This is a genomic window from Micromonospora sp. NPDC047753, assembly GCF_040642735.1.
In the GTDB taxonomy this organism is placed as follows: domain Bacteria; phylum Actinomycetota; class Actinomycetes; order Mycobacteriales; family Micromonosporaceae; genus Micromonospora.
The window spans coordinates 1-11,705 of record NZ_JBEYSL010000188.1 but is presented as its reverse complement, the minus strand read 5'-3'; the positions used below and the strand labels follow the sequence as shown (position 1 = coordinate 11,705).

At 73.3% G+C, this 11,705-nt stretch carries 11 protein-coding genes and 1 pseudogene; 5 read left to right on the top strand and 7 right to left on the bottom strand.

What is annotated here, in order from left to right; translation table 11 throughout:
• Positions 1 to 713: helix-turn-helix transcriptional regulator (locus ABZ749_RS17535; RefSeq protein ID WP_357228884.1), on the top strand; the 713-nt coding region annotated here is incomplete at its 5' end.
• Between the two features lie 39 nt (positions 714 to 752).
• On the opposite strand, the gene ung is transcribed toward ABZ749_RS17535, so the two are convergent.
• The 6 genes from ung to ABZ749_RS17505 all read right to left on the bottom strand — a co-directional run bounded on the left by ung (position 753) and on the right by ABZ749_RS17505 (position 6,202).
• A complete protein-coding gene (gene ung / locus ABZ749_RS17530; protein ID WP_357228881.1) occupies positions 753 to 1,454 on the bottom strand; it encodes a uracil-DNA glycosylase in 702 nt (233 codons plus the stop codon).
• Positions 1,455 to 1,520: 66 nt separating this feature from the next.
• Positions 1,521 to 2,003 carry a tRNA (adenosine(37)-N6)-threonylcarbamoyltransferase complex ATPase subunit type 1 TsaE gene (tsaE, locus tag ABZ749_RS17525; RefSeq protein WP_238687793.1) on the bottom strand — a complete coding sequence of 161 codons (483 nt, stop codon included), beginning with the start codon at positions 2,001 to 2,003 and terminating at the stop codon, positions 1,521 to 1,523.
• Complete coding sequence (locus tag ABZ749_RS17520; protein ID WP_357199113.1) at positions 2,000 to 3,103, bottom strand: alpha/beta hydrolase; 1,104 nt, start codon at positions 3,101 to 3,103, stop codon at positions 2,000 to 2,002. The genes tsaE and ABZ749_RS17520 overlap by 4 nt, the downstream gene beginning before the upstream one ends.
• Complete coding sequence (gene alr / locus ABZ749_RS17515) at positions 3,100 to 4,218, bottom strand: alanine racemase (RefSeq protein WP_355009653.1); 1,119 nt, start codon at positions 4,216 to 4,218, stop codon at positions 3,100 to 3,102. The genes ABZ749_RS17520 and alr overlap by 4 nt, the downstream gene beginning before the upstream one ends.
• Positions 4,219 to 4,308: 90 nt before the next feature.
• Positions 4,309 to 5,778, bottom strand: coding sequence for an NAD(P)H-hydrate dehydratase (locus ABZ749_RS17510; protein WP_357228879.1), 1,470 nt, complete (start codon positions 5,776 to 5,778; stop codon positions 4,309 to 4,311).
• Positions 5,779 to 5,833: 55 nt separating this feature from the next.
• The gene (locus ABZ749_RS17505) at positions 5,834 to 6,202 is read right to left on the bottom strand and encodes a holo-ACP synthase (protein ID WP_355009651.1); all 369 of its coding nucleotides are present in this window, start codon (positions 6,200 to 6,202) and stop codon (positions 5,834 to 5,836) included.
• Positions 6,203 to 6,337: 135 nt separating this feature from the next.
• Here ABZ749_RS17505 and ABZ749_RS17500 point away from each other — a divergent pair, with 135 nt between their 5' ends.
• Positions 6,338 to 6,673 carry a hypothetical protein gene (locus tag ABZ749_RS17500; RefSeq protein WP_357228877.1) on the top strand — a complete coding sequence of 112 codons (336 nt, stop codon included), beginning with the start codon at positions 6,338 to 6,340 and terminating at the stop codon, positions 6,671 to 6,673.
• Positions 6,670 to 8,262: an alpha/beta hydrolase gene (locus ABZ749_RS17495; protein ID WP_357228875.1), complete on the top strand. Its 1,593-nt coding sequence runs from the start codon at positions 6,670 to 6,672 to the stop codon at positions 8,260 to 8,262. The genes ABZ749_RS17500 and ABZ749_RS17495 overlap by 4 nt, the downstream gene beginning before the upstream one ends.
• Before the next feature lie 58 nt (positions 8,263 to 8,320).
• On the opposite strand, the gene glmS is transcribed toward ABZ749_RS17495, so the two are convergent.
• Positions 8,321 to 10,234 carry a glutamine--fructose-6-phosphate transaminase (isomerizing) gene (gene glmS, locus ABZ749_RS17490; protein ID WP_357228873.1) on the bottom strand — a complete coding sequence of 638 codons (1,914 nt, stop codon included), beginning with the start codon at positions 10,232 to 10,234 and terminating at the stop codon, positions 8,321 to 8,323.
• 561 nt (positions 10,235 to 10,795) lie between these two features.
• Here glmS and ABZ749_RS17485 point away from each other — a divergent pair.
• Positions 10,796 to 11,482 carry an MmpS family transport accessory protein gene (locus tag ABZ749_RS17485; RefSeq protein ID WP_357228871.1) on the top strand — a complete coding sequence of 229 codons (687 nt, stop codon included), beginning with the start codon at positions 10,796 to 10,798 and terminating at the stop codon, positions 11,480 to 11,482.
• A gap of 79 nt (positions 11,483 to 11,561) precedes the next feature.
• A pseudogene (locus ABZ749_RS17480) lies at positions 11,562 to 11,705 on the top strand (aminotransferase); the annotation flags it as partial.

The following is an 11,705-nucleotide window of genomic DNA, read 5'->3' as shown; positions in this document are numbered from 1 at the left end:
ATGCCGGGATGTCATCGACTCGCCTTGTCACCCTGCTCGGTGCTGCCGCGCGGCATCAACGACAGCTGCGCGACCTGAGCCAGCGTCAGTTGGCCGCGTTGGCCGAGGTCGACCAGGCCGCGGTGTCCCGGTTCGAACGTGGTGAGCGAGCGCCGACCATCCCGGTGCTGGAACGGCTGTTTGCCGCGATGGACGTGCAGTTGGTCGTCGGAGTCGAGCCGTTGGACGCGCACCTCGACGCCCAGATCGACGGCTTGGCCGCCCGGTCGATCGCCGAGCGGATCGACGGGTTGGGGCTGGACCGGCTGCTGGACCGGCTCACCGACTTCCCACAGGTGCTCACCGGTTGCACAGCGGCGTTGCTACAGGGCGCGCCAGTGCCGGTCGACGCGCTGGAGATCGCCCTGCGTTGGCAGGACTCCAAACCGTTCACCCGCTGGCTGGAGACGAACTACGGGCAGCGGTGGAACGACCGCTGGGGTGAGTTCGGCGGGGTGTGGTTGGAGCCCGAGGAGCCGGGCGAACGCCGGTGGTCTACCCGGTACGGGGAAATCAGGGCCACGATGTGCGACGAGCTGCCTGAGACGATCGAGGTGCGCCACGGCGAAAGGATCTACCAGGTGGTGCCGCTCGTCGAGCTGGAACTCAGCGAGCCGCGCGCCGCCGGACTGTTACGCCGCTACCGCGACCGCCAGTTGGCCAGCGACAGCTGAGTCAACTGCCGGCTCGGCGGTGCAACGTCGACGAGCGGCTCAGCCGGCGGTGCGCTCCCAATCGATGGTGGGCAGGCCGGCGTCGGCGAGTGCCTTGTTGGCGGCGCTGAACGGACGGCTGCCGAGGAAGCCGCGCGGGTTCATCGGGCTGGGGTGACCCGCCTCCAGCACCACGTGCTGCGGGTTGGTGACCAGCGCGGCCTTCTTGCGGGCGTAGCCGCCCCAGAGCAGGAAGACCACCCGGTCCGGTGCCGCGTCCAGTGCCCGGATCGTCGCGTCGGTGAACTCTTCCCAGCCGGCGTTGGCGTGCGAGCCCGGGGTGGCCTGCCGAACGGTCAGCACCGCGTTGAGCAGCAGCACCCCCTGGGCGGCCCACCCGTCGAGGTTGCCGCTGCGCGGCTTGGGGACGCCCACGTCCTCGCCCAACTCCTTGAAGACGTTGCGCAACGACGGCGGCACCGTCACACCGTCGCGGACGCTGAAACTCAACCCGTGAGCCTGCCCGGCCCGGTGGTAGGGATCCTGCCCGAGGATGAGCACCCGGGTGCCCTGCGGCGGGCACAGCCGGTACGCCGAGAACAGATCCTCCTGCGGTGGAAAGACCGTCTGCGTCGCGTATTCCCGGGCGACGAACTCGCCAAGCGCGGCGGTGCGCGCCAGGTCGAGGTGCGGGGTGAGCACTGTGCGCCACTGCTCCGGCAGCAGGGCCAGCAGATCCAGGGCGGGGGCGTCGTCGGGCATCGGGAACCTCTTCACAGCGCGGGTCGGTCCCCCGCACTCTAGGCATCGGGTACGACAGCCACCGACCTAGCCCAGGTCGGCGAGCCGCCGGGCCCAGTCACCGCCGATCGGGTCCAGCTCGACGATGCGGGTGTCGTCGTCGCGGCGGTCGATGCGAACCCGTAGGTGCGCGTCCACCAACTGCTCCACCAGGCCCTCGCCCCACTCCACCACTGTCACCGAGTCGTCCACCGAGGCGTCGAGGTCCAGGTCGTCGATCTCGGCGCGCGGGTCGGTGGCGTCACCCAACCGGTACGCGTCGGCGTGCACGAGCGCCACCCGGCCGCCCCGGGCCGGATCGGGGCGGTGTACCCGGGCGATCACGAAGGTCGGCGAGGTGATGTCCCCGAGGACACCGAGCCCGGCCCCGACGCCCTGGGTGAGCGCGGTCTTGCCGGCACCCAACGGGCCGGTCAACAGCACCAGGTCGCCGGCGCGCAGCAGCCCGGCCAGCCGCCGGCCGAAGTCCCGAGTGTCTTCGACGGTCGGCAGCTTGACGACGTGACTCACCGTTCCTCCACGCTCTGCAATGACTCCAGGAACCGCGCCAGGGCGGCGTTGACCTCGTCCGCGTGCTCCAACATCACCACGTGACCGCTGTCCTTGATCTTCACGAACTCGGCGTGCGGCAACCGGCGGACGATCTCCTCGGAGTGGGTCACCGGCGTGATCATGTCCTTGTCGCCGACCACCACGAGCACCGGAGTCGCCGCCAGCGCCGCCAGCGCCGGGAAGCGCGAGTGGGTGGCCAGGGTCCGCAGGTAGCGGGTCACCGTGTCGGCCGACGTCCGGGAGTTCATCGTCTCCACGTAGGACACCAGCGACGGGCTGGGCTTGCGGGTGCCGAAGCCGTACTTGCGGGTCAGCAACCAGGCCACGTTCGACGTCGACTTGCGGGCCTTGTCGATCACCGGCCCGCCGTACCGGGTGGCGTTGCTGACCATGTAGAGCATCGGACCGCCGACCCGGCCGAGCAGCGCGGGCGCGACCAGCTTGGTCTCCGCGATGAGCCCGCCCGACGTGGCCATCAGAACGGTGCCCACCACCCGGTCACCGAACAGCTCTCCGAACAGCTCGGCGAACGCCATGATCGTCATGCCGCCCATCGAGTGGCCGACCAGCACCAGCGGCCCGTCCGGGGCGGTTCGGTCGATCACCTGGCGCAGCGTTCGGCCGAGCACGGCGAGGTCGTACTCCCCGGTCTCCAGCCGGCCGGACCGGCCGTGACCGGGCTGGTCGTACGCCACGATCCGGTAGTCACCGCGGGCGGCGAGCATCTGGCGCTGGAAGTGGAACGTCCCCATGTCCAGGCAGAAGCCGTGCACCAGCACCACAGTCGGGTGCCCCGGCACCGGCCGGGTGGGCTCGACCACCTCGACGTGGATGTCGGTGCCGTCCGGCAACTCCAGGCGGAACGCCTCGTCGTACCGCTGCTTGTCGAACGTCTCGTGCGCGTAGCGGTCGGCCGGATCGGCCTTGAGCCGACGGACCAGGGTCCGCTCGGTCGCGACGCCAGCCGCCAGACCTGCCGCGGCCACCCCCACCGCCGCGCCGACGATCCCCGCTACCCGGCCCGCAGCCGTCCTCGGACGCGGAATGCGATAACTCATGGTTTCTCGCCGTCGTAGACCCGGGGCACCCGCGTGCCGCCGAACCGCGTCACGATCTCGTAGTTGATCGTGCCGACCGCCTCGGCCCAGTCGTCCGCCGTCGGTTCGCCGTCGACGCCGCTGCCGAAGAGCGTCGCCACGTCGCCGTCGGCCACCGGGTCGTCGCCGCAGTCGAGCACGAACTGGTCCATGCAGACCCGGCCCGATATCGTCCGGCGTACGCCGCCGAGCTGGACCGGGCCGGTGTTGGACGCGTGCCGGGGAACCCCGTCGGCGTACCCGAGCGGCACCACGGCCAGGTTCGCGTCGGCCTGCGTGGTGTAGGCGTGCCCGTAGGAGATACCGGTGCCGGCGGGCACCCGCTTGGTGAGCATCACCCGGGCGCGGGCGGTCATCGCCGGCCGCAACCCGTACGTCTCGCCGGCCACCGGTGACAGCCCGTAGATGGCCAGGCCCGGGCGGACCAAGTCGAAGTGGGTGTCCGGGCGGGTGAGGGTGGCGGCCGAGTTGGCGAGGTGCCGCCAGCGCGGTCGCAGCCCGGCCCGCTCGACCATCGCCAGCGCTTCGTGGAACACGGCCAGTTGGCGATCGGTGGTGGGGTGGCCGGGCGAGTCCGCGTACACGAAGTGGCTCCACACGCCGACCACCTCGACCAGGCCGTCGGCCTGCGCCTTCGCGGCGGCGTCCAGCAGCGCGGGCCAGTCGGCGACTGTCGCACCGCCCCGGGACAGCCCCGTATCGATCTTGAGATGCAGGCGGGCGGGGCGCCCGGCGAGGCGACTCGCCTCGATCATCTCGTCCAGTTGCGTCAGGCTGGCCGCGCCCAGGTCCACCCCGGCGCTGACCCCCTCGTGCAGCGGCAACCCGGGGGCGAGCAGCCAGGCCAGCACCGGCACTGTCACCCCGGCCCGCCGCAGGGTGAGGGCCTCGTCGAGGGTGCAGACACCGAGCCAGTCAGCGCCGGCGTCGAGCGCCGCGCGGGCGGCCGGAAGCATGCCGTGGCCGTACCCGTCGGCCTTCACCACTGCCATCAACTCGGCGGTGGTGCCGGAGCGGAGCCTGCTCACGTTCTCGCGGATGGCGTCAAGATCGACGCGTACCTCGGCCTGCCACATGCCCCCAGCCTACTTTCCGCCGTGATCACCGCGGGCGGCGACGCACGTCCCGACAGGGCGATCCGGTCAGCGCGCCCGGAACCGTCCCGTTCAGCCCAGCCGGGCCAGCACCGGACGCAGCGCGGTCGCCACGTCGGGCGCGGTCACCGGCCCACCCCGGGCCGCCTCCCGCCCGGCGAGCCCATGCAGGTACGCGGCTGAGGCGGCGGCCCGATCGGCGGGTACCCCGGCCGCCAGCAGCGAGCCGAGCAGCCCGGCCAAGACGTCGCCGGTGCCGCCGGTGGCCAGCGCCGGGGTGCCGGTCGGGTTGACGTACGCCCGACCGTCCGGCGTGCCGATCACCGTGCGATCGCCCTTGAGCAGCACCACCGCGTTCATCCAGGCGGCCAGCCGCAGCGCGGCGCTGACCCGGTCGGCGCCCGGCTCCTCCCCGCAGAGACGGGTGAACTCGCGGTCGTGCGGAGTGACCACGATGGGCGCGTCCCGACCCCGCAGCCGGTCGGCGAGCGAGCCGTCCACCAGCAGGGTCAGAGCGTCGGCGTCGAGCACCACCGGCACCGGGGCGGCCAGTACGGCGCGCAGCTCGGCCGCCGCGTCGGCGCCGGTGCCCAGCCCGGAGCCGCAGACCCAGGCCTGCACCCGGCCCGCGTCGGCGACCCGCCCGCTGGCGATCACCGACGGGTGCTGGTGCAGCACCTCGGCTCGGGCGCTGCCGGCGTAGCGGACCAGGCCGGTGGGCCCGGCCAGGGCGCCGCCCACGGAGAGCACCGCCGCACCGGGGTAGGTCGCCGAGCCGGTCGACACCCCCACCACGCCCCGGGTGTACTTCTCCGACGCCGCGCCCAGCTGGGGCCACCAGTCGACCAGGTCGGACCATTCGGTGACCCGCAGCGCCGGGGTGCCGCGCAGCCACGGCCGCAGCCCGATGTCGACCAGCTCGACCTGCCCGGCCAGCGCGGCGGCCGGGCCGACCACCAGGGCGGGCTTCAGCGCGCCGAAGGCCACCGTCACGTCGGCGCGGACCGCTGTGGGCCGGCCGGACGCGGACAGCGGCACGTGGCCGGTGTCGACCGCGACCCCGCTGGGCACGTCGACCGCCAGCACCGTGGCCCGTCCCCCGTCGCGTCCGCGCAACTCGCCGAGGCGCTGGACCACCTCGTCCGCGTTCGCCCGTAGCCCACCGGTGCCACCGATGCCGACGATGCCGTCGAGGACCAGGTCGATCGGGCCGGCCGGATCCTGGACCAGCCGGCCGCCAGCGGCTCGCAGCGCGGCCAGGCCGGCGGCGTGCGCCCGCCCGGGGGTGAGCAGCAGGGCGGACACGTGGACACCTCGCCGGGCCAACCGCTCCCCCGCGTACAGCGCGTCGCCGCCGTTGTCACCAGAGCCGACCAGCAGCAGCACCCGGCCCCCGTAGACTCCGCCCCGCTCGGCGAGCAGGAGCGCGGCCCGGCGGGCCAGGCCGGCGGCGGCCCGCTGCATCAGCGTCCCCTCCGGCAGCGTGCCCATCAACCCCGCCTCGGCCGCCCGTACGTCGGCCACCCGCCACACCGCTCTCATGCCACCGTGTCCCATTCAGTTAGCGGGCGGACCTGACCGGCCCTCCCGGCCGACGTCATCGTTCCGCGACCACCATCGCCGACGCGATCCCGCCGTCGTGCGACAACGAAAGATGCCAGTGGTTGACCCCGCGCGCGTCGGCCACCGCCGCGACAGTGCCGGAGACGGCCAGCCAGGGGCGGCCAGCCGGGTCGGGCACGATCTCGCAGTCGTGCCAGTTGAGCCCGGCCGGGGCGCCGAGCGCCTTGGCCACCGCCTCCTTGGCGGCGAACCGGGCGGCGAGCGACTCGGGCGAGCGCGGGCTGCCGGAGCGGGTGTGCCGCTCGGCCTCGGTGAAGAGCCGGTCGGCGAGCAGCGGCGTCCGTGCCAGGGCCCGGGCGAACCGGTCGACCAGGACCACGTCGATGCCGACAGCGACGATCACCACACCACCCTACCGGCGGTCGAGGCCGCAGATTAGCCGTCGGGCTCGCGCTGGGCAACGCCTGTGGACACCCCGGGGTACGCCTCGACGTCGGCTGTCCACAGGGCACCGCGCGGCCTCGGGCAGGTGCCTAGCGTGAGCGCGTCGATGCCGATCGTCCACGGGGGTGTGGCCATGACCGACGAGCCGTTCGCCGTTCAGCCGGAGAAGTTGCGGGCGGTCGCCGTCCTGCTCGACGACGAGGCGCACCGGTTGGCGTTGGGCCTCGCGGGGTTGCCCGGGCTGGTGGTGGCGGCGCCCGAATGGCGAGCCGGCGCGGCGCTGGCCGGGTTGGAGGCGGCCGTGCACGCCTGGTTCTGCCGGCTGGGTGACCGGGTCGCGGCGACGTCCGGCGGCGTCCGGGCGGCGGCCGACGCGTACGAGACGGTGGACGACCGGGCCGCCGGCCGGTTCGCCTCCCTACCTCGGTGAGCAGCGTCGGTTACCGACAGCTGTGGGCTGTCGATCCTGGTGCGTGGCGGGCCGCCGGGGTGGCGTGGGCGGGGTTGGCGAGGCCACTCGATCGGCGCCTCGGCGAGCTGCGGGCGGCCACCGGGCGGTTGCGGGACGGTTGGTCGGGTACGGCAGCCACGGCGGCGGACACCCGCCTCAACGGTCTGCGTGACGAGCTGGCCTCGATCGCACCAGCGCTGATCGAGGTCGACCAGGTGCTGGCGGAGTTGTCCGGTGGGCTGGCGGTGGCGAAGGCGCGGCTCTCCCAGGCGGTCGCCCAGGCCGATGCGGCCGGCCTGCTGGTGGACCGCTCGGGTGCGGTGCGGGTCGATCCCGCCCGGTATCGACCTACCGAGCGGGCCGGGGTCGCCGCGGCTGGAGTGGCCGCGGCCCTGCGGGCCGCGCTCGACGGGGCAGCCGCTGCGGACCGGGTCGCCGCGGACCGGTTGGATGAGCTGGCCAGGGCCGCCGGCACCGGTTGGGCGTCCCCGCCCCCGCCGGGCCGACCGGCCCTCGGTGCCGCGCCCACGCTGGTCAGCGCCTGGTGGTCCGGGTTGACGCCGGCGCAGCGACGGTGGCTGATCGTTCGCGAGCCGGCCCTGGTGGGCCGGCTGGACGGGCTGCCGGTGGCTGCCCGGGACCAGGCCAACCGGTTACGGCTCGACGCCTGGCGTACGGAGTTGCTGGCCGAGCGGCGACGGCTGCTGTCCCAGGTGCCGCCGGGGCCGCTCGCGTTGATCCGGTTGCGCGGGGTGGCCGGGCGGCTGGCCGGTCTGGACGCGCTGGTCGGCCGGCTGACGGCCGGCGAGGCGCCGCGGGCGTACCTGCTCGGGTTGGATCCGGCGGGTGAGGGCCGGGCGGTGGTGGCGCTCGGCGACCCGGACCACGCCGACCGGGTGCTGACCTACGTGCCGGGGATGACCGCCGGCCTGGACGACGCCTCCGGCGAGCTGGGCAGGGCGGCCCGGGTGCTGGAGCGGTGCGCCGCGCTCGCCCCGGATGAGCGCAGCGCGGCGGTGCTCTGGTTGGACTACGACGCTCCGGATCTGCTGACCGAGGCCGCCTCGGCGGGTCAGGCCCGGGACGCCGGCCCGGCGTTGCACCGCTTCCAGGAGGGGCTGCGCGTCAGCCACGACGGGCCGCCGGCCCGGCAGACGGTGCTCGGGCACAGCTACGGGTCGCTGGTGGTGGGTGTTGCCGCCCGGGAGCACGGCCTGGCCGCCGACGCGCTGGTCTTCGTCGGCTCCCCCGGTGTCGGCGCGTCGCACGCCACCGAGCTGGGCGTGCCGACCGGGGAGGTCTGGGCGAGCAGCGCCCCCGACGACGTGATCCGGGCGGCCCGGTCGCCGGATGAGCTGGGCCGGCGGGCCCTGTTCGGAGCGGCACCACTCGCCGCCGTGCTGGGTTGGCCCGGCCGGACGGGGCACGAGCTGTGGTTCGGTCACGACCCGGCCGATCCCGGCTTCGGCGGGCGGGTGCTCCCCAGCGGCCGTGGCGGGCACACCGGCTACTGGGAGGCGGGAAACCCGGCGCTGGACGGGATGGCCCGTGTCGTGCTGGGCCGGTGACGACGGAACCCCGGCCGCGGCGGGACGCGGCGACCGGGGTTCCTGACGTGCGGGGTGTCTACTCGACGGTGACCGACTTGGCCAGGTTGCGGGGCTGGTCCACGTCGTGTCCCCGGGCGGCGGCGATCTCGGCGGCGAGCACCTGCAACGGGACAGTGGTGACGAGTGGGGCCAGCAGGGTGGGCGTACGCGGCACGTAGATCAGGTGGTCGGCGTACCGGACGACCGCCTCGTCGCCCTCCTCCGCGATCACGATGGTCCGCGCGCCCCGCGCCCGTACCTCCTGGATGTTGGAGACGACCTTGTCGTGCAGCATGCCCCGGCCCACCGGCGAGGGCACCACGCAGATGACCGGGGTGCCCTTGTCGATCAGGGCGATCGGGCCGTGCTTCAGCTCACCGGCGGCGAAGCCCTCGGCGTGCATGTACGCCAACTCCTTGAGCTTCAGCGCGCCTTCCAGGGCCACCGGGTAGCCGACGTGCCGGCCGATGAACAGCACCGTCGGCTCGGACTTCAGCTCCCGGGCCAGCTCGCGGACGGGCTCGATCCGGTCGAGCAGCTCACGCAGCTTGCCGGGGATCTCCTGCAACTGCGCGACCACCGCGCCCACCTCGTCGGCGAACTTGATGCCGCGCACCTGGGCCAGGTGCAGGCCGATGAGATAGCAGGCGACGACCTGGGTGAGGAACGCCTTGGTGGAGGCGACGGCGATCTCCGGCCCACCGTGGGTGTAGAGCACAGCGTCGGACTCGCGGGGGATGGTCGAGCCGTTGGTGTTGCAGATCGCCAGCACCCGGGCCTTCTGCTCCTTGGCGTGGCGCAGCGCCATCAGGGTGTCCATGGTCTCGCCGGACTGCGAGATGACCACGATCAGCGTGGACCGGTCGAGCACCGGGTCGCGATAGCGGAACTCGCTGGCCAGCTCCACCTCGCACGGGATCCGGGTCCAGTGCTCGATGGCGTACTTGGCGACCATGCCAGCGTGGTACGCGGTGCCGCAGGCCACGATGAAGATCTTGTCGACGTCGCGCAGATCCTGGTCGCTGAGGCGGACCTCGTCGAGGGCGATCTCACCGCTCTCGGTGAGCCGGCCCAGCAGCGTGTCGGCGATGGCCTGCGGCTGTTCCTCGATCTCCTTGAGCATGAACCAGTCGTAGCCGCCCTTCTCCGCGGCCGAGGAGTCCCAGTCGATGTGGAAGTCCTGGCCGGCGGCGGGCTGGCCCTCGAAGTCGGTGATCTCGATGCTGTCACCGGTGATCAGCACGATCTGGTCCTGGCCCAGCTCGACCGCTTCCCGGGTGTGCTCGATGAACGCGGCCACGTCGCTGGCCAGGTAGTTTTCCCCGTCGCCCCGGCCGACCACCAGCGGCGAGTTGCGCCGGGCGCCGACGACCGCACCGGGCACGGCGGCGTCCACGGCGAGCAGTGTGAACGCGCCCTCCAGGCGCTGGCAGACCACGCGCATGCCGGCGGCGAGCAGTTGCGGGCTGTCCGGCTGGCCGGCGGCGCGCAGGTCGGCCAGCGCGGCGGCGAGCAGGTGCGCGGCGCACTCGGTGTCGGTGTCGCTGGTGAACTGGACGCCGTCGGCCTCCAGCTCGGCGCGGAGCTTGGCGAAGTTCTCGATGATGCCGTTGTGGATCACCGCGACCCGCCCGTCGGGGGCGACGTGTGGGTGGGCGTTGCGGTCGGTCGGGCCGCCGTGGGTGGCCCACCGGGTGTGGCCGATGCCGGTGGTGCCGTCACCGATGCCGATCGGGCTGGCCGCGCAGGAGGTCGGGTCGTCGGCGGCCCGCTCGGACAGCACCTTCTCCAGGTTGGCCAGCTTGCCGGCCTTCTTCTCGGTCAGCAGCTGATCGTCACAGACGATCGCGACGCCTGCCGAGTCGTAGCCACGGTATTCCAGCCGCCGCAGCCCGTCGAGGACGATGCCGAGTGCGGGGCGCGCGCCCGCGTATCCCACGATTCCACACATGGCCCGCAGCCTAACCCAGTTTCACTCACGTTGGTTGCTCGAAAGTCGGGTTATCAATCACGGAATCTGAGCGATCAGTGCCTACGCGGCCGCAACGGGACGAGCGTCACAGGCCCCTCGCGCCCCGCGCCGCAGGGCGGGGTTGCGACACGCCTTCGGGTGCGGAAGTCTCTCGGCGGGTTTGGCGCTCCCGTCCACGGCCCGTTCGTCCCATACCCACTCCCGCCCGGAGCAGCCATGTCCGACGCGCCGCCGCCCGACCCGATTCCCTCGTCCGCTCCGGACCCGGCTTCCCCCGCACTTCCGCCGGACCCGACGGCGCCGCCGTCCACGGCTTCGTCTCCGGCCCCCGACCCGCTGGCGCCGGGCCAGCCGTGGGCCCCGCAGGCACCCTGGGAGCCACCCCCGCCGGCCGCGCCGTGGACGCCGTCACCGCCCGCCACCCAGTGGACGCCACAACCGTCCGCGACGCCGTGGTCGCCCGACCCGCAGACATCCCCGTGGTTCCCCGACTCCTCAGGCCCGCCGTCGGCCGGATCGCCACCGCCGACGGGGTGGCCCATGCCCGGCGGGCAGCCGCAGACCGCTGGCTGGCCGCCGCCCGGCACCGGCTATCCGCCCCCCGGCACCGGCTGGCCGCCGCCCGGTTATCCGCCGCCCTACGCCTACCCCGGGTATCCGCAGGGCCCCGGCAAGACGACCACGAGCAGCGGGCGGATCGTCGGGATCGTCGTCGCGGCCGTCGTGGCACTCGTCCTACTGGTGTGTGGCTGCCTCTGCGTGGCCGGCCTGTGGCTCGATCAGACAGACCCGGACCCGGTCGCCGAGGAGCCGTGGGTCGTCCCCGACGACGACGGCTGGACGGCGCCCACCACCGGGCCGATCATCCCGGAGCGACCCACCGCCCCGCAGCTTCCCACCACGTCCCCCACCCCCAGCAAGAAGCCGGTCACCCGGCCGACGTCAGGACCGGCACCCGTGACGGTGGTCTACCAGCTCAGCGGGTCGGGTGTCGTCGACCTCGCGTACTTCGACGCCGAGAGCGACCTCATCCACGTCGACGGCCAGAAGCTGCCCTGGCGGACCACCATCCGGACCAACGGCAAGAGCCGGGTCATGGTGGAGGCCAGATGGGCCGACGATGAGGGTGAGAGACCACTCGACTGCACCGTCACGGTCACCGGTGCCGGCAAGCCGGTCGTCGACAAGACCCGGGGGTACTGGTCGACCAGTTGCGGGCGCGACTGAGGCTGGGGTCCGAGCCGGGTATGGCCGTAGGCTGGCGCAGGTGACGACGAGCACCGATGTCGACCCGTTGGTGGCCCGGATGCGGCCGTTCGGAACGACGATCTTCGCCGAGATGTCCGCCCTCGCCGTACGCACCGGCGCGGTCAACCTCGGCCAGGGGTTTCCCGACACCGACGGCCCGACCTGGACGTGTTCCGCCGCGAGGTGCTCGAACGGTGGCTCG

What these genes read in the sequence shown, in the direction of transcription:
- alr (WP_355009653.1), bottom strand. Translation starts at nt 4,218, where the DNA reads ATGTGGCAGGCCGAGGTACGCGTCGATCTTGACGCCATCCGCGAGAAC.
- ung (WP_357228881.1), bottom strand. Translation starts at nt 1,454, where the DNA reads ATGCCCGACGACGCCCCCGCCCTGGATCTGCTGGCCCTGCTGCCGGAG.
- ABZ749_RS17485 (WP_357228871.1), top strand. Translation starts at nt 10,796, where the DNA reads ATGCCCGGCGGGCAGCCGCAGACCGCTGGCTGGCCGCCGCCCGGCACC.
- ABZ749_RS17520 (WP_357199113.1), bottom strand. Translation starts at nt 3,103, where the DNA reads ATGAGTTATCGCATTCCGCGTCCGAGGACGGCTGCGGGCCGGGTAGCG.
- ABZ749_RS17510 (WP_357228879.1), bottom strand. Translation starts at nt 5,778, where the DNA reads ATGAGAGCGGTGTGGCGGGTGGCCGACGTACGGGCGGCCGAGGCGGGG.
- glmS (WP_357228873.1), bottom strand. Translation starts at nt 10,234, where the DNA reads ATGTGTGGAATCGTGGGATACGCGGGCGCGCGCCCCGCACTCGGCATC.